At 51.8% G+C, this 21,218-nt stretch carries 20 protein-coding genes; 16 read left to right on the top strand and 4 right to left on the bottom strand.

The window, feature by feature from the left end; translation table 11 throughout:
• The first annotated feature begins 12 nt into the window (after positions 1-12).
• Both M1D70_RS26315 and M1D70_RS26310 read left to right on the top strand, forming a co-directional pair.
• Positions 13-954 carry an MsnO8 family LLM class oxidoreductase gene (locus M1D70_RS26315; RefSeq protein ID WP_456288375.1) on the top strand — a complete coding sequence of 314 codons (942 nt, stop codon included), beginning with the start codon at positions 13-15 and terminating at the stop codon, positions 952-954.
• Positions 955-1,003: 49 nt separating this feature from the next.
• The gene (locus tag M1D70_RS26310; protein WP_456288374.1) at positions 1,004-1,984 is read left to right on the top strand and encodes a TRM11 family SAM-dependent methyltransferase; all 981 of its coding nucleotides are present in this window, start codon (positions 1,004-1,006) and stop codon (positions 1,982-1,984) included.
• Between the two features lie 13 nt (positions 1,985-1,997).
• On the opposite strand, the gene M1D70_RS26305 is transcribed toward M1D70_RS26310, so the two are convergent.
• Positions 1,998-2,309, bottom strand: a complete 312-nt coding sequence (locus tag M1D70_RS26305; protein WP_009590419.1) for an MGMT family protein — start codon at positions 2,307-2,309, stop codon at positions 1,998-2,000.
• Positions 2,310-2,459: 150 nt separating this feature from the next.
• Positions 2,460-3,413 carry a D-2-hydroxyacid dehydrogenase gene (locus M1D70_RS26300; RefSeq protein ID WP_456288373.1) on the bottom strand — a complete coding sequence of 318 codons (954 nt, stop codon included), beginning with the start codon at positions 3,411-3,413 and terminating at the stop codon, positions 2,460-2,462.
• Between the two features lie 299 nt (positions 3,414-3,712).
• On the opposite strand from M1D70_RS26300, the gene thpR reads away from it, so the two are divergent.
• The 3 genes from thpR to M1D70_RS26285 all read left to right on the top strand — a co-directional run bounded on the left by thpR (position 3,713) and on the right by M1D70_RS26285 (position 6,014).
• Positions 3,713-4,294: an RNA 2',3'-cyclic phosphodiesterase gene (thpR, locus tag M1D70_RS26295; RefSeq protein WP_456288372.1), complete on the top strand. Its 582-nt coding sequence runs from the start codon at positions 3,713-3,715 to the stop codon at positions 4,292-4,294.
• A gap of 97 nt (positions 4,295-4,391) precedes the next feature.
• A complete protein-coding gene (locus tag M1D70_RS26290; RefSeq protein WP_456290504.1) occupies positions 4,392-5,288 on the top strand; it encodes a cell wall hydrolase in 897 nt (298 codons plus the stop codon).
• A gap of 42 nt (positions 5,289-5,330) precedes the next feature.
• On the top strand, positions 5,331-6,014 hold the full coding sequence (locus M1D70_RS26285; protein WP_090908896.1) for a metal-dependent hydrolase: 684 nt from the start codon (positions 5,331-5,333) through the stop codon (positions 6,012-6,014).
• A gap of 98 nt (positions 6,015-6,112) precedes the next feature.
• Here the strand turns inward: M1D70_RS26285 and M1D70_RS26280 are convergent, their stop codons facing one another.
• Positions 6,113-7,288, bottom strand: coding sequence for an MGDG synthase family glycosyltransferase (locus M1D70_RS26280; protein WP_456288371.1), 1,176 nt, complete (start codon positions 7,286-7,288; stop codon positions 6,113-6,115).
• Between the two features lie 326 nt (positions 7,289-7,614).
• Here M1D70_RS26280 and M1D70_RS26275 point away from each other — a divergent pair, with 326 nt between their 5' ends.
• The 5 genes from M1D70_RS26275 to M1D70_RS26255 all read left to right on the top strand — a co-directional run bounded on the left by M1D70_RS26275 (position 7,615) and on the right by M1D70_RS26255 (position 16,353).
• Positions 7,615-8,196, top strand: coding sequence for a TetR/AcrR family transcriptional regulator (locus M1D70_RS26275; RefSeq protein ID WP_009590436.1), 582 nt, complete (start codon positions 7,615-7,617; stop codon positions 8,194-8,196).
• A gap of 212 nt (positions 8,197-8,408) precedes the next feature.
• Positions 8,409-10,676: a YhgE/Pip family protein gene (locus M1D70_RS26270; RefSeq protein ID WP_456288370.1), complete on the top strand. Its 2,268-nt coding sequence runs from the start codon at positions 8,409-8,411 to the stop codon at positions 10,674-10,676.
• A 74-nt stretch (positions 10,677-10,750) separates the two neighbouring features.
• Positions 10,751-11,041 carry a hypothetical protein gene (locus M1D70_RS26265; protein WP_456288369.1) on the top strand — a complete coding sequence of 97 codons (291 nt, stop codon included), beginning with the start codon at positions 10,751-10,753 and terminating at the stop codon, positions 11,039-11,041.
• Between the two features lie 265 nt (positions 11,042-11,306).
• The gene (gltB, locus tag M1D70_RS26260) at positions 11,307-15,902 is read left to right on the top strand and encodes a glutamate synthase large subunit (protein WP_456288367.1); all 4,596 of its coding nucleotides are present in this window, start codon (positions 11,307-11,309) and stop codon (positions 15,900-15,902) included.
• Positions 15,903-16,206: 304 nt separating this feature from the next.
• A complete protein-coding gene (locus M1D70_RS26255) occupies positions 16,207-16,353 on the top strand; it encodes a hypothetical protein (protein ID WP_009590439.1) in 147 nt (48 codons plus the stop codon).
• A gap of 98 nt (positions 16,354-16,451) precedes the next feature.
• Here M1D70_RS26255 and M1D70_RS26250 read toward each other — a convergent pair whose 3' ends face one another.
• A complete protein-coding gene (locus M1D70_RS26250; RefSeq protein ID WP_009590422.1) occupies positions 16,452-16,820 on the bottom strand; it encodes a helix-turn-helix domain-containing protein in 369 nt (122 codons plus the stop codon).
• 328 nt (positions 16,821-17,148) lie between these two features.
• Here M1D70_RS26250 and M1D70_RS26245 point away from each other — a divergent pair, with 328 nt between their 5' ends.
• The 6 genes from M1D70_RS26245 (at position 17,149) to M1D70_RS26220 (ending at position 21,197) form a co-directional block, all read left to right on the top strand.
• Positions 17,149-17,559, top strand: a complete 411-nt coding sequence (locus tag M1D70_RS26245; protein WP_009590430.1) for a hypothetical protein — start codon at positions 17,149-17,151, stop codon at positions 17,557-17,559.
• 116 nt (positions 17,560-17,675) lie between these two features.
• Positions 17,676-18,365 (top strand): CpsD/CapB family tyrosine-protein kinase, encoded by a 690-nt coding sequence (locus M1D70_RS26240; protein WP_009590428.1) that lies wholly within the window; start codon positions 17,676-17,678, stop codon positions 18,363-18,365.
• Positions 18,362-19,414 carry a nucleotidyltransferase domain-containing protein gene (locus M1D70_RS26235; protein ID WP_456290503.1) on the top strand — a complete coding sequence of 351 codons (1,053 nt, stop codon included), beginning with the start codon at positions 18,362-18,364 and terminating at the stop codon, positions 19,412-19,414. The genes M1D70_RS26240 and M1D70_RS26235 overlap by 4 nt, the downstream gene beginning before the upstream one ends.
• A gap of 286 nt (positions 19,415-19,700) precedes the next feature.
• The gene (locus M1D70_RS26230) at positions 19,701-20,492 is read left to right on the top strand and encodes a hypothetical protein (RefSeq protein WP_015737326.1); all 792 of its coding nucleotides are present in this window, start codon (positions 19,701-19,703) and stop codon (positions 20,490-20,492) included.
• On the top strand, positions 20,489-20,770 hold the full coding sequence (locus M1D70_RS26225; RefSeq protein WP_456288366.1) for a PqqD family protein: 282 nt from the start codon (positions 20,489-20,491) through the stop codon (positions 20,768-20,770). Before M1D70_RS26230 ends, M1D70_RS26225 begins: the two co-directional genes overlap by 4 nt.
• Positions 20,760-21,197, top strand: coding sequence for a signal peptidase I (locus M1D70_RS26220; RefSeq protein WP_009590442.1), 438 nt, complete (start codon positions 20,760-20,762; stop codon positions 21,195-21,197). Before M1D70_RS26225 ends, M1D70_RS26220 begins: the two co-directional genes overlap by 11 nt.
• Positions 21,198-21,218 lie beyond the last annotated feature (21 nt).

Genomic DNA, 21,218 nt, shown 5'->3' with positions numbered 1-21,218 from the left:
AAGGGGGATGGCATGAATAGCCAATTGAAACTGAGCGTGCTTGATCTGGTTCCGCGATGGGGAGAGAGCTCGTTCGAAGAAGCCTTGCAGCAAGCGGTGATACTGGCGCAGTCTGCGGAACAATGGGGCTACGGGCGATACTGGGCAGCGGAGCATCATGATCTGGAGCATCTGTCCTGTGCGTCGCCCGAGATCCTGCTGTCCCATATCGGCGCCCGGACAACGCACATCCGGCTTGGTTCCGGGGCCGTGCTGCTGCCCCATTACAGCCCGCTGAAGGTGGCGGAGAATTTCCGCATGCTGGCGGCGCTGTATCCCGGTCGCATCGATCTCGGGATCGGGCGGGCGCCGGGAGGTTCGGCCCATACGAGCATGGCGCTTAGCGGGAATTTCCTGGGGCATGTGGCGGATTTGCCGCAGCGGATTCGGGCTTTGACCGAACTGCTGGAGGACCGGTATCGCTATGAAGACGTGCCAGTAGCGGCGAAACCAGTGCCCGCAGCTCCGCCGGTGATGTGGATGCTCGGCACGAATACGAAAAGTGCGGGGTATGCGGCCGAATTCGGGACGGGCTATGTATTCGGCCAGTTTATGAGCGATACGGACGGGGCGGAGATTCTCCGTTCTTACAGGGAAGGCTTTCAGCCAAGCGCTGATCTGAGAGAACCGCGTGCGATGTTGGCGGTGAGCGTGATTTGCGCGGAGACGGAGGAGCAAGCAAGGAAGCTGGCCGCGCAAATTCCACGGCCTGGGGAGAGCACCCATCCTTCGGAACCGACGGATTCCGATTCTTCCGGTCCATCCCGGAGGCTAATCATCGGCACGCCTGCAAGCGTGCGAGATAAGCTGCAGTTGATGGCGGAAAAATACCGGTGCGACGAGTTCCTGGTCGTTACCCCCGTGAGCGATTACGATGCGCGGCTGGAATCGTATCGGCTGTTAATGGGGCAGTAGCGACTGCTGCACACTGCTGCACATATATAATAGAAGAGAGACGAAATACATGATGAATACGAACGACTTTGACATGACCTTCGGTCCGTCCTCCATGAGCGATATATCATCTTATCTGTATACGTATGCCTGTCATGAAACCGAGCGGGCGCTATGCTTGATGGAGCTGACGGAGCTGTTCGGTCAGGGGCCTGACGGAGCGGACTGGCTGGAAAGCGAGCGGCGGGTCGATCCGGATCGCAGCCCGTTCCTATCGGCCTGCCTTGACGTCAAGATGATTGGAGAATCCATCGAAAGCATCGCCGAGCAAGCAGGCCGCATTCAACTGAACCAAACGACCTTCAAAGTCGTCTGCCTTAAGGCGGGCGATCGTTTCAGCTATGATCAATTGCGCGGTTTCGAACGGATGGTAGGTGGCCGAATTGAAGGAACGGCGAAGATGAAATCTCCGGATGTCACGCTCGGTTTGATATCCCTAAACGGAATCTGGCGATTGGGGGTAATGCACGAGCCTGAACGTGCTTGGCTGGAGCATAAGCGGAAGCCGCAAAATTATTCGACAGGCCTCAGCTCAAGGGTGGCCAGGGCGCTGGTCAATCTGGCCGTTCCTCGGATAAGCGGTGCTACACTCCTGGATCCCTGCTGCGGAATGGGGAATGTATTGATCGAGGCATTCTCGATGGGAATCCCGGCCGAGGGCCGTGACATCAATCCGCTGGCGGTTCGCGGAGCGAGGGTGAATCTGCGGCACTACGGCTATGATGACAACAAAGTTGCCATCCAGGACATGAATACGCTGCACGGACATTATGATGCCGCTGTACTGGATTTGCCGTATAATCTATGTTCCGTTTTTCCGGAGGAAGAGCAGCTGCGCATGCTGAAAAGCTTACGCCGCTTGTCAGATCGCGCTGTCATCGTTAGTACGGAGCCGCTAAGAGAGCAGCTGACGGACACGGGGTGGAAGGTGCTTTCTCATTGCACGACCCGCAAGGGGAGCTTCGCAAGAGATATTTGGCTGTGCGTATAAACGGCTACCCGAATTATTCGGCAGGATCATATCGATACTTCTCCAAATCAATGATGCCTTTATGATTGACGGCAACGCCTTCGTCCTGCAGATACAGCTCCTGCATGAGCCTGGACTCGTCGTCTTGGATGGCGATTTCTCCTTTGGCGTTGACGACTCGATGCCACGGCAGCTTATGAATATGACTGAGGGTGTGAAGTATTCTGACGACCTGTCGGGCACCCCTGGGGCTGCCGGCCAGTCTGGCCACCTGTCCATAAGTCATCACGTATCCTTCCGGAATGCTCTGAATCACTTCAATGACGCGTTTTGTATACGGCTGCATTTATGTGTGCTCACTCCATTTTCCATATAAATAAAAAGGGCGTCCCGACAGGCATGGAAAACCTCGGGACGTTCCTTTTTTTTGACAAGCTCCTTAAACCAACGCGTGGATCTAGATACGAAATGGTGCTTCACGACTTGTTGCCTGGTCTTAGTACGACTTGCTGTAATCGATCACATTGCGGGATAACGGCTCTCCGTTTACGTAGTGCTTTAAATTCTCCAGGAAAATATCCACGGCACGCTCGCCGTATCGATCCGTATCCCCTGCCATGTGAGGCGTCATGATGACGTTGTCCAGGTTCCACAGCGGATGGTCCGCAGGAAGCGGCTCTTCCTCGAAGACATCCAGTCCCGCGCCTGCCAAAGCTCCGGATTGCAGCGATTGAACCATGTCGTCCGTGACCACGGTCTGGCCGCGGCCTACGTTCACGAAGAAGGCGGAGTCCTTCATCGCCGAGAATCTTGCCGTATTGAACAGTCCGCGGGTTTCATCGGTGAGCGGCAGGATATTGACGATATAATCGCCTTGCGCCAGTGCTTCATCGAGCTGATCGACCTTATACATCGATTCCACGTTAGGATCGGACTTGCCGGAGTTGCGGACCCCAACGGTCCGCATGCCGAACGCCTGGGCCACCCGTGCCGTATGGCTGCCGATTTGGCCGACGCCGACGATGACGATGGTTTTGCCAGCCAATTCCGTGAACGTGCCGGATGTATCCCACTTGTTGTTCGACTGCTGACGGATCGCCAGATGAAGGTTGCGGTTGAAGGCCAGGATCATCGCGAAAATATGCTCCGTGATCGGAACGCTATGTACGCCGCTGGCGTTGGTCAACTGAATGCCTTTTTCCTCAAGTTCACGGAGCGGCATTTTATCTACCCCGGCCGACCAGGCTTGAATCCATTTGAGTTTACTGTCGGCGGACAGTACCTCCTCCTGCATGGAGCGTGACCAGCCGATCATGATCTCGGCATCCCGAACGATGCTTCCCGTCAGCTCTTTCGCTTTTGTCACCAATAGGTCATAGTCGGGGGCAATCTCCTTGATTTTTTGCTGCTGCTCGGCGGTTAAGTCGTGTATGGACAAGATGTTCGGCATGGTACTACCTCCTAAGGAATATGATGTTCAACCAGAATCATAGCGAAAATCTCTTAGGGAACATATTATCAGAAATCATCGCTTTGCGCATGAACGAACGGACGCGATTGGTAAATTTGTACATGAATTATTGTCCGATTTATGGTAAATTGAAGCTTCATCATATTTTTAGGCGAATTTGATGTACCCCTCATACTATTTTCAGATGTTCTTGCTCAAACTATAAACGAACCAGGAAAACATGGTGGCAGTGCTTAGACTGCTTGCGATTAAAAGATGATTGGAAGGAAGTGTCGTAGTTGAGCCATTCGGCTGAGGGAGCTATGGATCGTTTGTTTGTTGCCGTGCGTCTGCCTTCGGAGGTCTCCTCCCGGATACAGGATTGGACGGAAACATTGAGGAAGCAAGCCAATTTCAAAAAATGGGTTCATCCGCAGGATTATCACATTACCTTACAGTTTCTGGGCGATACGCCCTCTCATCGCATAGCGGAGCTTACCGGTGCGCTCCAGGAGGTAGCCAAGGAACGCAAGCCCTTCAAGCTCAGTCTTTATGATGCCGGCGTGTTCGGGGCAAGCGGCTCCCCAAGGATTCTATGGGCTGGGGTCGGCGGGGATCTGAATGCGCTCGCTGAGCTGCAGCAATCGGTCGTGTTGCGGATGGAATCTTTCGGATTCGTCCCGGAGGAGCGCCCCTTTCGACCGCATATTACGGTTGGCCGGAAATTTCAAGGAAATCAAACATTTTCTATGGATGTTATCGGAAAAGGACCCGAACCTATCCAGTGGGACGTGCTAGAAATGGTTCTTTTTCGAACAAATTTACATGCGAGCCCGATGTACGAAACCGTAGGTGTGGCGCGGCTTTCGACCATTTTTTGAAATTGAAAATAGAATGTTCATAAAATTACCATGTTTTCAACGCCTAAAAATGTGGTTACATAGTGTAGAAATGTGCCGACATCATAGGAGGAAAAATATGGTTATGAAAGTGCTACGGCAAAATCGCTGGGTTGCGCTGCTCATCGGAGCGCTCTTTGTGAGTTTGTCTCTTATAAGTTTGCTTGGAATGCAATCGAAAACGACGGAAGGGAAAGAGCCAAAGCAGGACATGCCCAAATTTGTAACGGCTGCTCCGGTTCCGGAAGGCGACCCTGATCACTACGTTAAAGCTGCGAGTAGGCAGCAGGATAGGGAACCTGTCAACATTTTGTCTTCAATTGTTTTCCAAGAGTGGAATAAGCCGGGGAGCAAGGTTCATGCTTTTTCAAACGCAAAAGGCATTGGTTTAGCCTCCGGGAAGATCGACTCGAAAGCATCATTGAAGACTGCAGATGAGAAGAAGAAAGCAACCAAATCTCAGGCTGCGGACGGGAAACCGGCAAAACAAAAGGGGACTCATGTCGTCAAATCCAAGGCGGAAAGCCTATCACCCCCCACAACTTTATTCTTCACAAGAACAAATACGTTAACCCAGGACCAAAAAGACAAAGCGACCTGGACCTATGATTTGTCAGCTGAAGAACTGCTTCTGCTCCAGAAGATTGTCATGGCAGAGGCGGAAGGCGAACCGTACGAAGGCAAGGTGGCAGTTGCCAACGTTGTCTTAAACCGGCTGCGGTCAGCCAATTTTCCCGATACGATTACCGATGTCATCTATCAAAAGCATCAATTTAGTCCTGTAGCGAACGGGCGTCTTAAACGTGTCCAGCCGAACGAAGAGACGATTAAGTCCGTGAATGCGGCGCTTCATGGCCAAAAAGAGGTGAAGGACGATACGTACTTCTTCCTGTCTTTGAAGCTGGCTCAGGATCTCACGGTGCATCATTCCAGGACTTTTGTTAAAAAAATAGGAAATCACTCTTTTTACAAGTAGTGCCCATAAGGGTAAACTAGGATGTAGGAGGTGTGTTTAACCATGAATATTACGTATTATGGCCATTCCAGCATATTGGTGGAGGAAGGCGGCGTTCGTGTCATCATCGACCCGTTGCTGTCCGGTAATCCGGGTTCAGGCATCGAACCCAGTGACGTGAAAGTGGATGCAGTGGTTCTGACGCATGGGCACTCCGACCACTTTGGCGACTGCATCGAAATTGCGAAGCAGAATGATTGTCCGATTATCGCCGTGTACGAACTCGCCGTGTATTGCGGCCAGCAGGGAGCCAAATCCCATGGAATGAATATCGGCGGAAGCGCGCAGTTCGACGGTTTTAAGGTGAAGTTTACCCCGGCCTTTCACTCTTCCTCCATCTCGGTGGGGGATACCTGGATCTATGCGGGGCAGCCTGGAGGCGTCATTCTGACCATGGGCGGAAAAACGTTCTATCATGCAGGCGACACAAGTTTGTTCGGCGATATGCGCCTGATCGGAGAGATGAACGACATCGATGCAGCCGCGCTGCCGATCGGGGATATGTTGACGATGGGCCCGCAGGACGCCCTGCTGGCCGCACAGTGGATTCGTGCGAAGCATGTCATCCCGGTGCACTACGACACGTTCCCGGGCATTAAACAGGATGCAAGGGCCTTCTGCGACGAACTGGCCCAAACGGGCATTCAGGGTCATCCGTTGAAAGCAGGAGAAACGCTGGAAATATAGATCGATTTATACTTAAAAAAGCTTCCCTGTCACATAGGACAGGGAAGCTTTTTGGTAGAGAATAAGTTCATAAGCGCGTGCTTGAAACAGGATACATATTAGGGCTGGTCCGCCAATATCTTGACGGCATCTTCGGGATAAACGGGTATGCGTCCTTCGGTCAGCAATCCCATCACCTGGCCGGCGCAGTGGTCGGGCTCCAGATGCGGCGTGCGCTGCCGGACCGCTCCGTTACGCTTCTTCTCCACCTGGTCATGATGGTCGGACAGCAGGTTCAGCCACTTGTCGATCACGGCAGGGGAGTCGAGAATTTCCCCGTAGCCTTCGCTGACAAAGAAGTGGGAATTCACTTCTTCCTGTCCCGGGATAGGCTCATAGAACAGCATCGGAATTCCCTTGGCGGCTCCTTCCGTGCAGGTCATTCCGCCGGGCTTCGTAATGAGAAGATCGGACACGTCCATCAGTTTATGTATATCGTCCCGATAACCGAGAACATGAATGTTGGGATGCTGGAAGATCGGATCTTCGCGCATGCTGGCAACCAGCTTATCGTTCTGTCCCATACAGAAGACCAGCTGGATATCATCGGCCCTGGCGGCCAGCTTGCTGAGCAGCTCCTTGTTGAATACGAGGCCCCATCCGCCTCCCATGATCAGCACGGTAGGCATGTTCTTTAATTCAAGCTCGGCCTGCAGCGCCACCCGGCTGGCTCTTTCCCAGAACTTCGGATGCACCGGAATGCCGGTCACATGGATGAATTCCGGCTCAATATCCCGCAGCATGAGCATTTTTTTCACATGAGGCGTCGATACGAGATATTCATCCACTTCCGGATTAACCCAGGTGCCGTGCGCATCATAGTCGGTAATCAGCGTATAAAGCGGAACATCAAGCCCCTGGCGCTTCAGGCGGGAGACCACGGCGTTGGGGAACGGGTGGGTGCATATGATCAGATCCGGTTTCAATTCCTCGATGACCCGCTGGGCCTGCGCATAGAAAATCCGATGCAGCGCGAGCCGCGTCAGACGGTTTAACGATTTCTTATATTGCGAACGGTACAGCATGCCGACAAGGCGCGGCCGGGTGCTGACGGTTTTTCGATAAGCGGACAAGATTAACGGCCCCACGGTGGGATTCAAAAAATTGCCAAGTTCAATGACGCGGCAGTGGATCCGGGGATTCATCCGCTGTATACCTTCAGCCAGCGCATACGCAGCTTGCGTATGTCCTGTGCCGAAACCCTCTGAGAAGAGGAGCACTCTTGTATATCGCATGGTTTCACCTACTTCTTTCTCCCTCTATCTTACAAAACAGGAATCATTTTTTGAAGAGCGGCGCGAAAAAAAAGAGTATGCATCCTAAGTATACGCGCAAAAGGGAAAAGCATTTCAATTATTTTACCGGCGGACTTTTTCTTTCATTAGACGTTATGATAAGATTTGAACCCTGTATCCGCATTTTCAAAAAAATTTAACGAAAGATATTGCAACGCATCCGATAATCTGGTAAAGTGATTTTTGACCGAATGACCAGAATTGTATTTTGGTCAGTTTCGAAAGAAAAGGCCAATCAAAAGAAGATCGTAGAAGGAGGGGTAAGCATGCCAGCTGTGGACCGACGGAAGCAGGTGCTAGATGCTGCCTCCAAGTCGTTTGCTTTGTTCGGATACAAAGCGACGACGATGGAACAGGTGGCGAAGATTGCAAATGTTGGGAAAGGCACGATCTACACGTTTTTCACGAATAAGGATGAGCTGTTCGACGAGATCCTGCTATCGGCCATCATGGAGATGAAGCGTCTGGCCGAACGGGAGATACGGAAGGACAGGGATTTCTTTGACAATCTCTACCGGGTGCTGGATGCGCTGCTTGAATTCCGAAGCGAGCATGAGCTGTTCATCAAGCTGTCGCAGGAAGTTCGGGACATCGGCACGCCGAAGGCGCATGAGGGATTGACGAAAGTGGAGAACGGAATCGTCGGGTATCTCAAGGGAATCGTGGAGAATGCCATGTCGATTGGTGAGATCAAGCCGCTGGATGCTCAGGTGGTATCCTTTGTGATGCTGAAGCTGTACGTTGCCCTCACGACCGACTTCAATCAGCTTCACAAGCCGCTCAGCAAGGAACAGATCAAGGAATATATGATGGTGTTCTTGGCTGACGGGCTCAAAGCCTCCTCGTAAGAGGAAGATGCAATCTCCTTCGTGATGAGGAAGGCGGACTCTCTTGGCTTGAGGGATCGCCTTCCTTGCCAGGGATCGTTTTTTTTGGTCTAAACTGACCAAATGAGCATATTGGTCATTGTGTACTGGAATGAAGATGTGATCTGCCGTAAGAGCAGATTCATGTCGGCTGGTAAGCTGCTGTATCTAGATAAAAAAAGGAGAGAGACTGGATGAAGTCATTATCTGTGTTTGCCAAAGATCTTGGCGCCGCCGTTCGGAACAAAAAAATATTGATTCCGATCATCGCGGTGCTGTTCATACCGGTCATGTACAGCGGTATGTTCCTCGGGGCCTTCTGGGACCCGTACGGAAAGATGGAGGATTTGCCCGTTGCGGTCGTCAATAACGACCAGGGCGCCGTTTTTGAAGGAAAGAGGCTTCACGCCGGCGAGGATTTGGTGGCCGAGCTGAAGAAGGGAAAAGATTTTAATTGGCAGTTCGTTAACCGGAGTGAAGCTGAGCAGGGCATGCAGGATAACAAATACTACATGACCATCAGCATTCCGGAAAACTTCTCGCAGCAGGCGACGACTTTAATGGATGAACATCCGCAGCCTGCGCAAATCGTATTCGAGCCGAACGAAGGCTACAACTTCCTTGCTGCCCAGATCGGCGGATCTGCCGTGAAGCAGATTCAGTCCAAGGTGTCGGCGAAAGTGACGGAAGCCTACACGGAAACCCTGTTCGATCAAGTGGCCAAAGTATCTGACGGCCTAAGCGAAGCGGGGGACGGCGCCACGAAGCTGTCCGAAGGTGCCGTGAAGCTGGACGACGGCGCGGTGAAGCTGAAAGAGAATCTGGCTAAACTCGTCAGCGGCACGCAGGAGCTGCAGGACGGCATCGCGCCATTGACGCAGGGCGTGCAGGAGCTGAATAGCGGTGCAGGCAAGCTGAACGCGGGAGCGGGCACCCTCGCCTCCGGCTTGGATCAGCTTAAGGCGGCTCACAGCCAGCTGCAAGCAGGGGCTGAAGAGGCCGGCAAGGGCGGCGCCAAGCTGCAGGCGGGCATTGAATCGGCCGCAGCCGGCAGCACGGCGCTGAATGAAGGCCTGCAAGCCAACCAGGCAGGGGCGGCCCAGCTTGCCGCTGGCGCGAAGAGCGCTCATGATGGCAGCGGCAGCCTGAAGGCCGGCCTGAATCAATCGCTGGAAGCCACGGCAGCGCTGGAGCAAGGCGCAAAGGCCGTTGCGGACGGCCTGAAGCAGCTGGCCGAAGGCAATCCGGAGCTGGCGCAAAGTCCGGAGGTGCAGCAGCTGCTGGCCGCGAGCCAGTCCGTCGCCTCCGGCACGAGTGAGCTGAATGCCGGTCAGAAGCAGCTGGCGCAAGGCGCAGCTGAGCTGAATCAAGGCACGCAGCAGCTGCAGGAAGGCGCAGGCAAGCTGAGCGCCGGCGCGAACCAGCTCGCAGATGGCGGCAAACAGCTCGCCGCGGGCGGCCAAGAGCTGCTGGCAGGCGCCAAACAGCTGAACGCCGGCCAAAATCAATTGGCCGACGGCATGAAGCTGTTCGGCACGAAGCTGAGCGAAGCGGCAGCCGGCGGCAAGGAGCTTGCCAGCGGAGCAGCGACCCTGTCGCAAGGCACGCAGCAGCTGGCAGGCGGAGCCGGTAAGCTGGGAAGCGGCGTAACGACCCTCGCCGACGGCTCGAAACAGCTGGATTCCGGGGCTGGCGAGCTGGTCAACGGTATGAACGAATTGAAGGAAGGCAGCGGGGAGCTTGCAGGCAAGCTGAACGAGGCTGCCGACAAGACTGGCGGTATCCAAACCACCGACGAGACGGTCACGATGTTTGCCGGACCGGTACAGGTGGATGAGCATAAAGTGAACGAAGTACCGAACTACGGTACCGGATTCGCGCCATACTTCCTGTCGCTCGGCTTGTTTGTCGGAGCCCTGCTCTGCACGATTATTCTGCCGATCCGCGAGGCATCGGTACCAAACGCATCGGGCTGGAACCGGTTTGTCAGCCGTACGCTGTCCTTTGCCGGCATGGGATTGATCCAAGCGCTGCTGGCTTCGGTTGTCATGCTGTACGGATTGAAGCTTGAGGTTCAGAGCGTTCCGCTCTTCTATCTTTTCTCCATCATTACCAGCTTGTCGTTCATGTTCCTGGTGCAAATGTTCGTCACATGGCTGGATCAGCCTGGACGCTTCGTCGTCATCGTAATCCTGATCCTTCAATTGACAACGAGCGCAGGCACGTTCCCGGTAGAGCTGATTCCGAACTGGATGAAGGCTTTGAATCCGCTGCTGCCGATGACCTACAGCGTAAAAGGCTACAAAGACGTCATTTCCACGGGAAGCTTCGACGGCATGTGGGCCAACGTGGGCGTACTGGCCGGATTCGGTCTGGTGTTCCTGGTGTTGACCGCCGTGTACTTCCTGGCAATCCGAAACAACAAGCAAGCTGCAGACGCCGATACAGCGGTGACTGCATAAGAAGAGCTTCTATATAATATGAAAGGAAAAGGACTTCCCCGAAGGATCGAACGGATCCAGGGGAGGTCCTTTTTTTGATGAGCCGATATAACGTGGCGACCATCGATGCGATAGCCGGTATGTTGCGTCAAGGTTCATCGGCTCCCCTCAACCTGCTGCTGGAAATATTCCCGAGAACCGATCATGAAGGAGCTTCATTTTATATAGGATGGATGGTCAGGATGACCCACGGCTTCACTGCCGGAGAGAGAGTGAGCGGCCAAAGCGGAGCGATTTGGTCACGAATCACGAAAAATGTGATGAAAACCGCTTGTTCGGAATGTTCTATTTGCATGTTTTTTTGCATTATTATACATAATATTTAACTATCTTTTGTGATTACTCTCACAAAAACAATTCTTATCAAATTCATAAAAACTTTGAATTGCCTGCATTGTATGACGGTGATAAAATATATATTACTAATTAATCTTACGTGTTAGGTAAATGTTAACCCTTGTCGCTTTTGCACAATACTGCATCGCCTCAAGACAGTGTGTCCACTGCAGGAGAGGATTGATGTCCAACCTTTACGTTTTTCTGTTATTGATCAGCAGCATTTTATTCTATAAAAAAGAAAGGTTGCATCTTATGAGACATACTGATTTTCCCCAGAAACAGGGCCTCTATGATCCGCAGTTCGAAAAAGATGCTTGCGGTATGGGTTTCGTTGCCCATATCAAGGGTAAGCCATCCCATGAAATCGTCAGCAGCGCGCTGACCATGCTTGCCAATATGGAGCATCGCGGCGGTCAGGGCAGCGAGCCGAACTCCGGCGACGGTGCGGGGATCATGTTGCAAATTCCTCATTCCTTCTTTGCTGCCGAAGCGGCGAAACTGGGCTTTGAGCTTCCCGAAGCCGGGCATTACGGTGCAGGCATGCTGTTCCTTTCCCATGATCCTGCCGTCCGTTCGGCACATGAGGAGCAGTTGGCTTCGATTATTGCCGAAGAAGGCCAGACCCTGCTTGGCTTCCGCGATGTACCCACCCATGATGAAATGCTGGGCAAGTCCGCAAAAGCGGCAAAGCCGTATGTTCGCCAAGTGTTCATCGGACGCAGCGCCGACATTCAGGATGATCTCTCGTTCGAGCGCAAGCTGTATGTCATCCGCCGCCGCGCCGAGCTGGCGATCCGTTACAGCGGCAAGCCCGAAGGCGACAGCTTCTACGTATCCAGCCTTTCCTGCAGAAAAATCGTATATAAGGGCATGTTGACGACGGAGCAGGTGGGGGAATTTTACCTGGACCTGCAGGATGAGGGCTTGGAATCGGCGATTGCGCTCATTCACTCCCGTTTCAGCACGAATACGTTCCCGAGCTGGGAGCGTGCGCATCCGTACCGTTTCATGATTCACAACGGCGAAATCAATACGCTGCGCGGAAATGTGAACTGGATGCACGCGCGCCAGTCCATGTTCGAGCATGAGCTGTTCGGAAGCGATCTGGAGAAGGTGAAACCTGTCATCAACCCGGACGGTTCCGATACCGGGATGTTTGATAATACATTTGAATTCCTGTACCTCAGCGGTCGTTCTCTGCCGCACGTGGCCATGATGATGGTTCCCGAGCCGTGGAGCAACCATGAGAGCATGGATAAGACCAAAAAAGCATTCTACGAATACCACAGCACGCTGATGGAGCCATGGGACGGACCAGCGGCGATGGCATTCACGGACGGCGTTCAGATCGGCGCCACCCTGGACCGGAACGGGCTGCGCCCATCCCGTTATTACGTGACGAAGGATGATCTGATCATCCTGTCTTCCGAAGCGGGCGTTCTGGACGTTGCGCCGGAAAATGTGCTGTACAAGGATCGCTTGCGTCCTGGACGCATGCTGCTTGTCGACACGAAGGAAGGCCGTATCATTTCCGACGAGGAAGTCAAAGCCAGCATCGCGGCGGAGCTTCCATATTCCGAATGGCTGGATGAGCATCTGGTAGAGCTGCATGATCTTCCTGATGCGCCGGAACTTCCGGATCCGAAGCATGAGAATGTGCGTCAGCTCCAGCAAGCGTTCGGCTACACGTACGAGGAACTGCGCAAAGTGATCGAGCCGATGGCGATCACGGGCGCCGAAGCGATCGCTTCCATGGGATATGACGCACCGCTTGCGGTGCTGTCCGACCGCCCGCAGCGGCTGTTCAACTACTTCAAGCAGATGTTCGCCCAAGTGACGAATCCGCCGATCGATGCGATCCGCGAGGAGCTGGTCACTTCGACGGCGACGACGATCGGCCCGGAGCGCAATCTGCTGAAGCCTGAACCGGAAAGCTGCCGCCACATCCGCCTGGATTCGCCGGTGCTGTCCAACGAAGAGTTTGCGAAGCTGCGTCATGTCCGCCGTCCGGGCTTCAAGTCCATGACGATTCCGATTTTCTTCCCGGCGGCCGAAGGAGCCGAAGGGCTTCGCAAGGCGATCGACACCCTCTGCGAAGCCGCGGACCGAGTCATCGCCAAGGGGCATAACATCTTGATCCTGTCCGACCGCGGCGTGGATAAGGACAATGCGGCGATTCCCTCGCTGCTAGCCGTTTCGTCGCTCCATCATCACCTGATTCGTCAGGGAACCCGGACCAAGGTGGCGATCCTGCTTGAATCCGGCGAGCCTCGCGAAGTGCATCATTACGCCCTGCTGCTCGGTTACGGCGTGAGCGCGGTCAACCCGTATCTTGCGTTCGAAACGCTGGACGACATGATTCAGGAAGGCATGCTTCGCGGCATCTCGCATGAGAAGGCTGTGAAAAATTACATTAAAGCGGCAAGCAAAAGCGTTGTGAAAGTGTTGTCGAAGATGGGGATCTCCACGATTCAGTCCTATCGCGGCGCACAAATCTTTGAGGCCGTCGGCCTGAAGGAAGATTTCGTGGAGAGCTACTTCACGCGGACGCCGTCCCGCATCGGCGGCATCGGTCTGGAGGAAGTGGCCAGGGAAACGCTGGCCCATCACGAGCGTGCCTTTACCGACAAGGACGGCAACGATAAAGCGCTGGATTCAGCCGGCGAATATCAATGGAGAGCGGACGGGGAAGAGCATTTGTTCAATCCGAGAACCATCCATTTGCTGCAGCAGGCCGTCCGGACCAATGACTACGCAACTTACAAGAAATACGCCGAGCTCGTGCAGGGTGAGAATGAGCAGCATCTGACGCTTCGCGCCCTGCTCAAAATCAAGCCGGCCGGCAAACCGGTGCCGCTCGATGAGGTTGAATCCGTGGCATCCATCATGCGCCGATTCAAAACAGGCGCGATGTCCTTCGGATCCATCAGCAAGGAAGCGCATGAAAGCCTCGCGATCGGGATGAACCGCATCGGCGGCAAGAGCAACACGGGTGAAGGCGGAGAGGATCCGGCCCGCTTCATTCCGGATGCCAACGGCGATTCCCGCCGAAGTGCCATCAAGCAGGTGGCGTCGGGACGTTTCGGCGTCACCTCCAATTACCTGGTGAATGCGGACGAAATCCAGATCAAGATGGCGCAGGGAGCGAAGCCGGGTGAAGGCGGACAGCTGCCGGGCCGCAAGGTATACCCTTGGGTGGCCGAGGTCCGCGGTTCGACGCCTGGTGTAGGGCTGATCTCGCCGCCGCCTCATCATGATATTTACTCCATCGAGGATTTGGCGGAGTTGATCTATGACTTGAAAAATTCCAATCCGCGCGCGGATATCAACGTGAAGCTCGTATCCGAAGTGGGCGTAGGCACGATTGCCGCAGGCGTTGCGAAGGGCCGCGCGGACATCATCCTGATCAGCGGCTACGATGGCGGCACGGGTGCTTCGCCGCAAGGCTCCATCCGTCATGCAGGCATGCCATGGGAGCTTGGCCTGGCCGAGACCCATCAAACCCTCATCATGAATAATCTGCGTGACCGCGTGGTGCTGGAGACCGACGGCAAAATGCTGAACGGGCGCGATTTGGTGGTGGCGGCACTTCTAGGAGCCGAAGAGTATGGATTCTCAACGGCACCATTGATTGCCGTCGGGTGCATTATGATGCGCGTCTGCCAAATGGACACCTGCCCGGTTGGCGTAGCCACGCAGAATCCGGAGCTGCGCAAGAACTTTACGGGGGATCCGGAGCATGTCGCCAACTTTATGCGCTTTGTCGCTCAAGACATGCGCGAGCTGATGGCTGAGCTTGGCTTCCGTACGATAAACGAGATGATTGGTCGTACGGATTGCCTGGATGCCGTCACAGCGGATCATCACTGGAAGAAGAAAGGCGTGGATATTTCGGCATTGCTGTATACGCCGGAGCTTCCGGAGGGCAGCACGCCTTATCGTACCCAAAGACAGAATCATGGTCTGGAACAGACGCTGGATATGCGTTCGCTGCTTAGCACCGCCGCGCCGGCATTGGAATCGGGAGCTGCTGTGGAGGGCACCTTCCCGATCACGAACGTGGACCGTGCCGTGGGAACCATCCTGGGAAGCGAGGTCACGCGCAAGTATGGGGCTGCCGGATTGCCGGAAGACACCATTCAATTCAACTTCGTGGGTTCCGCAGGGCAGAGCTTCGGCGCATTTGTGCCGAAAGGGATGACGCTGACGGTTGAAGGAGATGCCAACGACTATATCGGTAAAGGACTTTCCGGCGGCAAGCTGATCGTAAAGCCTTCACCTAAAGCAACCTTCAAAGCCGAGGAGAACATTATTGCGGGGAATACCGCATTCTACGGGGCTACAGGCGGAGAAGCCTATGTAAGAGGCATTGCCGGCGAGCGTTTTGCCGTTCGTAATTCTGGCGCGAGCATCGTCGTCGAAGGCGTCGGCGATCATGGATGCGAATATATGACCGGCGGCCGGGTGGTCGTTCTCGGAGAAACCGGACGCAACTTCGCGGCCGGGATGTCCGGTGGCATAGCCTACGTCTATGATCCTGAGGGTATCTTCGTGGATCGCTGCAATTTGGAGATGGTGCTTCTGGAACGGGTCGAGGACGGAACGGAAGCGGAAGCCCTCCACCGTCTTGTCCGGCAGCATGAGCAGTATACCGGCAGCGTACCGGCACAGCAAATTCTGGGAGACTGGGATCAAGCGCTCAGCCGCTTTGTCCGTATCATTCCGAAGGATTACAAACGCATGCTGCTGCATATCGAGAAGGTACAAGATCAAGGCCTGACGGGGGAAGCAGCGCTCCTCGCCGCCTTCGAGGCGAATATGAAAGAGCTGGCACGTACAGGGAACTAGTATGTCAAAACGAATTACGGGAAACCACATTGTATTCTTTAATGAATGCAATGTGGTTTTTCTTCATATATAAATAAATTACAAGGGTTTAAGAATCTTCTATGATGATGACAGGATTCACCAAAAGAAAATTCGACAAAATTAGAACCGGAAGCATAGGACAAAGGCTCCACAAGACGACAGCATCATGTGATTTCATTCGTTATAATATTGGTAAGTAAGTTGTTGGGAAGATATGCGTTATCATCGTGTTCATGCAGCAGGGATGGAGATGAAACTATAGATAAGCGAGGTAGTTGAAGAAATGAGTGTGGACAAGGAGAGAGGCTCCGGAAGCACCGAGCAGCGGCTTGACCAGCAGAAGACGAACATCGACATCAATAAGCTCATGACTCAATTGGGAATCCATCCTGATAAATGGCTGCAAATGGAGGAAGCTCATAACGATTAATACATTTGTCATCGCTAAACATGACTCTAGTGAAAATCCCCGATACCGCTATGTTTGAACATAGTGAGTAACGGGGATTTCCATCTTCATGATCTGCATTATTTCATGGAGCGTTCCATGCGAACAAAAGCAATGAATCTTTTGGCTTCCTCTTCGGTTAACTTGCGGCCATCCACCGTGAGATTGAAACGCTCCAGCAAATCCTGGTCCGAAAGCTCAAGTCCGTCCACAAATGAGCGAACCTCCGGATCAAGCACCGATTTCTCCAATGTTGTTCTCCCGATCAGATAATCTATGGATACGTCAAAGAGGTCTGCCAGGCGAGTCAATGTTTCAAAATCCGGCTTGCGCCGGTTTTTTTCGTAATGGGATAGTGCAGCACGAGTAATGCCGACAGAGGTAGCGAGTTCTTCTTGAGTCCACCCGCGCTGTTCACGTAGTTCTGCAATTCGTTCTCCGTAGTTCATGCTTTGATCCCCCTTTCAATTGCTTGGCATACCTGATGGTGTGATTAGAAAAATGCGTCGATTCTATATAAAGCAGCTTAATGTACGTAAAGTCACGGTTTGGTGATGAGAGGGTCGTAAAATTACGCAACATCCTAAATTTACACACGGAAGGTAGAAAATGACGATTTTTCTATTGACTCGATACGATATGTATCGTAAAATTGGAAAATAAAACGATACAATTTGTATCTGTTATCATTTTTTGAGTGACACTTAGTATCATTTTATCCATCGATAAAATGTCCCATACCAGAATTTATAGAAATAAAGGAGAATTAAATTCCTGATGTCAAGCGAAACGAAGCATCTTATTAAGGTAGGGATTAGAGTCATGGAGATTGGTCCCCTGAGCCTGCACGGCAGAAGCCACGATGTGACGCCGATCGAGCTGGGTCCGGAGAAGCTTGTTTTCCTGTGTTCCTGGGATATCCCCATGAGTCCCAAGATAAAGCTGCGTTATGAAATCGATGACATGTTTGATCATATTCAGGTTTATGGGAGGATACAGACTCAAGAGCCATTGCAGGATTATCGGTTGTATCAGGTTCAAATATGTACGGATCGTGATCAAAAAGCACGGATAACGGGCATGCTTAACCGGATGATAAGCAGTCATGTGGCGTTTAGCCATGCCGTTTATCAAAATTACATATATCGTTCGCCAGGCCAATATAATAAAAAGCTAATCATACAGTAACAAACTAGATACAGACATTTTACTATATTTAAGATGCTTGGTCATTAGTTCTTTTACCTTAAATCCGCTCACTCTTTTCACAGGGATCGGACTATTTTAATAGGCAGGTGAGTTAATTGGCGAGAAAATACAAAAATCCTCTGGTTACCGTCATTAATCCGAAATCTCCGGCAGCGGAATCGTATCGGGGGCTAAGGACGAACATTCAATTCTCCGTTCATGACAAACAGGTTAGGGTGATCATGGTTGGCTCGGCTCAAATGAACGAAGGCAAAACAACCACAGTTAGCAACTTGGCCGTCGCCTATGCGCATGAAGGCAAAAATGTGCTGTTGATTGAAGCGGATTTGCGCAAACCCTCACTGCATCATGTATTCGGCGTTTCGAACGATACCGGATTGACCAATGTCTTGGCCCAGCAGGTAGACGTTGAAGACGTCATCCGGCCGACGGCGGTTACGAATCTCTCCGTCATAACTTCCGGCTCCATTCCGTACAACCCTTCCGAAATGCTAGGTTCTCACAACATGCAAATGTTAGTTCACGATCTTAAGCAACGCTATGACATGATTTTGTTTGATACTCCTCCCATATTGGCAGTGAGCGATGCGCTTATTGTGAGTGCTTTATGCGATGGCGTCGTTTTGGTTGTACTGGGTGGGAAGGTGAAGAAATCCCAGGTGAGAAAAGCCAAAACTCAACTTGAGCACGTTAAGGCCCATCTTCTTGGGGTAGTGCTTAACAATATAACGATCAGAGAAAATGAAGCAGAGCAGCTTTATTACGGTAGTAAGTGGTTGAAATGAAGAACCGCGACATTCTGGTTATGTTTCTGGATGAGTTGTACCAGGGGAGGATTCCTTCCCTGAGTGAATCTCAATATGACAAACTGATGGAAGATGTCGAATTGTTTGATATCGGGCCCCAGGTTTTCTCAGAGCTTCAGCGAAAACACCTTCTTCTTCAAATCCCGGAAAAATTCCGGCGCAAATTAAGCTCTGATGCAAATACCGTACTCTTACAGAACCTTTTTATAAAAATCGAGCTCAAAAAGATCCTGCAGACCTTCGAAGCGTCCTGTATAGAAGCGATCCCTCTCAAGGGAACGCTGCTTGCAGAACGCTATTTTGGCGGTCTCGCAGCGCGCGGCACGACAGATATCGATCTGCTTGTGGGCAAGGAGGACTTGCATCGAGCTGCCACGCTGTTGACGAATGCTGGATTTGTTAAAGCTGCGGGCGATGCTACACATTTTCACGAAGAATACGTCAAATCATTGGATAACGATAATTTTCCCTCGCTAACCATTGAATTGCATTGGAATATAAGCAGAGAGGATTTTACGGCTACGGATGTGTCCCGTTTGTGGGACGAAGCTTGTGTGATAAGCGATTTTAATTACATTTACGAGCTAAGCCCGTTGCACACCTTTTACCATATTTGTCTGCACGGCATGAACCATCACATGATGTCGATGAAATACTTTGTTGACATTGCAACGCTTATACATTCCCTTGATACAAGGCTGGATTACGAGAAACTGTTGGATATGGCCGCTGCGGATCGAAATCTCTCGAAGGTATGGATCGCTTTGAACCTGGTTTACAGCATGTTCCCGCATCTTCAGGCACGATGGCCGCTGCCGCTGCTTTCATACAAGTTTAAATATCCAGGATGGAATCTTGAAAAGGCGCGTAAAGTTATGCAGGGTCGCAAAGGCTTTAGCTACTCATGGTTTAGAATGATGACCGCCTTCACGGTCCATGATACTTGGAGGCAGCGCTGGTCTCAGGTGGGATTCCTGATTTGGAATTTGCCGCTGCTGTGGATAAGAAAACGTGAAATTTTCAGATAGGATATTTTTACTATTTATTGGTTGTGGTATGTAGCATTATCTAGTTGACATGATACAAATTGTATCATAAACTAATGCTCAAGAAGGAGGTGTTAAGTATGAAAAAGACCTACGAGGCTCCAAAAATTTTGGCACAGGGCAAAGTGGAGTTTGGCACGACTCGTCCCAGCAACCCGGGCGGCGGCGGAAATCCTATTTGGTAGTATTTATACATTCCTTTGTTCATCGTTCCATAAAGCGCTTCGCTGGAATTGAATTATTATAGGTGGAAGTCGAGGTTGATCATATGTATGTAGCAACGGCAATAGTCGGAAAGTCCCGGGTGTCCTTTAAAACCGAATCGAAACGGATAGCCGAATTTGTCGCCAAGCGATTTAGGGTATCCGCCATTTCTGGTCAGGATCCTCAGGCTGATTTGTATGTTCGTATTCGAGGTGGGTACGGAGAGCCATTTGATGATGGACCTGTCCAGATTTCTGTATCCGAACATCTAATTAACTTCAAACGCTGTGATTATCATATGATTTCATCCCGGGATTACAGTTCGGCGGAAATCCATGTCTATGACGAGTTTGCCCTGAAGCATGCATTAATTAATTTGTACAGCTCATGGCTAATCCATGGAGAGCGCGGACTGCTGATCCATTCCTCTTGTGTGGTTCAAGACGGCAAAGCGTGGATGTTCGCAGGCCAATCCGGTGCAGGTAAGTCGACTGTCGCTGAGCTGTCGCGTCCCCGTCCGATTTTATCTGATGAAGCTACGTTTCTGTACATAGAAGAAAACGGACGTGTAACCGTGTTCGATTCTCCATTTCGCAGCGAGATGGAGAATCCCTGTGAACTTGAAGAAGCCGAATTATCCGGCATCCATTACATTATTCAATCCCCTGAAGTGGAGCGTGTGTCCATAACGCCGTTGGATGGATTCGCGCTAATGCTGGATAAGGTGTTTTATTGGCGTCATGATCCTGAGGAAACAAGAAATATGATTGCTTTATGCAAGAAGGTAGTGCAGCAAGTACCTTCCTATCAGCTTTATTTTCAGAAAAATGATACGTTTTGGGAGAGGATTTCATGAGCCAAACACAAACAAGGCTGCTGATAAGAAACGAGCATGTTGAAAGCGAAATGATCGGAAACGAATGGATACTGCTGAACATGAAGGAGCATGTGGCAACCAAGCTGAATGAACTCGGGGGGTATATCTGGAGCATTATTCCGGAATATGGGCACATGGAAGGAATCATTGAAAAAATTGCGGAGGAGTATGACATTGACAGTCATACTGCTGAGCAGGACGTAAAACCATTTATTGAAGAACTGTTGGGCAGCGGCCTTCTGACGTATGCTGGATGAGGCCAGAATCGCCAACGAATGGATGGAAAGACGCGGGGGGATCCAACTTCCCTCCTTGGGGCGCAGCATGTACCCCTTCATGGTGGAGGGGGAGCTAAGTTCTTTTGAAAAGCTCAATCATGAGGAAGCCAGAATCGGTGAAGTCTATCTCTTTGTTACAGGAGCGGGAAGCCTCGTCTGTCATCGGCTTCATGACATTCATGGCGAAGGCGGCTTGAAACGATACATATTTAAAGGGGACACCAACATTGTCCCGGATGAGCCGGTACGGAAAGAACAAATCTTGGGACGGTTTACCGGTACTTATAAAAGGAAGGGTTGGATTCCTGCCGATCATTGGAAATTGTCGATTCTAACCTGGATAACGCTCAACATACCGCTGTGGCCAAAGATGGTAAGGCGGTATTTGTCGTTAAGAAGGCTTTAAATAGAAAGATGTGATGATATG

The sequence above is a fragment of the Paenibacillus sp. AK002 genome (genome assembly GCF_053903045.1).
This window is presented reverse-complemented; position numbering and strand designations above follow the sequence as displayed.

Bases quoted from the DNA above. Each gene is read 5' to 3' on its own strand.
- M1D70_RS26285 (WP_090908896.1), top strand. From the start codon at position 5,331: ATGAATATTACGTATTATGGCCATTCCAGCATATTGGTGGAGGAAGGC.
- M1D70_RS26300 (WP_456288373.1), bottom strand. From the start codon at position 3,413: ATGCCGAACATCTTGTCCATACACGACTTAACCGCCGAGCAGCAGCAA.
- M1D70_RS26270 (WP_456288370.1), top strand. From the start codon at position 8,409: ATGAAGTCATTATCTGTGTTTGCCAAAGATCTTGGCGCCGCCGTTCGG.
- M1D70_RS26305 (WP_009590419.1), bottom strand. From the start codon at position 2,309: ATGCAGCCGTATACAAAACGCGTCATTGAAGTGATTCAGAGCATTCCG.
- M1D70_RS26255 (WP_009590439.1), top strand. From the start codon at position 16,207: ATGAGTGTGGACAAGGAGAGAGGCTCCGGAAGCACCGAGCAGCGGCTT.
- M1D70_RS26280 (WP_456288371.1), bottom strand. From the start codon at position 7,288: ATGCGATATACAAGAGTGCTCCTCTTCTCAGAGGGTTTCGGCACAGGA.
- M1D70_RS26310 (WP_456288374.1), top strand. From the start codon at position 1,004: ATGATGAATACGAACGACTTTGACATGACCTTCGGTCCGTCCTCCATG.
- M1D70_RS26250 (WP_009590422.1), bottom strand. From the start codon at position 16,820: ATGAACTACGGAGAACGAATTGCAGAACTACGTGAACAGCGCGGGTGG.
- M1D70_RS26275 (WP_009590436.1), top strand. From the start codon at position 7,615: ATGCCAGCTGTGGACCGACGGAAGCAGGTGCTAGATGCTGCCTCCAAG.
- M1D70_RS26220 (WP_009590442.1), top strand. From the start codon at position 20,760: ATGCTGGATGAGGCCAGAATCGCCAACGAATGGATGGAAAGACGCGGG.
- M1D70_RS26225 (WP_456288366.1), top strand. From the start codon at position 20,489: ATGAGCCAAACACAAACAAGGCTGCTGATAAGAAACGAGCATGTTGAA.
- M1D70_RS26315 (WP_456288375.1), top strand. From the start codon at position 13: ATGAATAGCCAATTGAAACTGAGCGTGCTTGATCTGGTTCCGCGATGG.
- M1D70_RS26245 (WP_009590430.1), top strand. From the start codon at position 17,149: ATGTCAAGCGAAACGAAGCATCTTATTAAGGTAGGGATTAGAGTCATG.
- M1D70_RS26230 (WP_015737326.1), top strand. From the start codon at position 19,701: ATGTATGTAGCAACGGCAATAGTCGGAAAGTCCCGGGTGTCCTTTAAA.
- M1D70_RS26290 (WP_456290504.1), top strand. From the start codon at position 4,392: ATGGTTATGAAAGTGCTACGGCAAAATCGCTGGGTTGCGCTGCTCATC.
- M1D70_RS26235 (WP_456290503.1), top strand. From the start codon at position 18,362: ATGAAGAACCGCGACATTCTGGTTATGTTTCTGGATGAGTTGTACCAG.
- gltB (WP_456288367.1), top strand. From the start codon at position 11,307: ATGAGACATACTGATTTTCCCCAGAAACAGGGCCTCTATGATCCGCAG.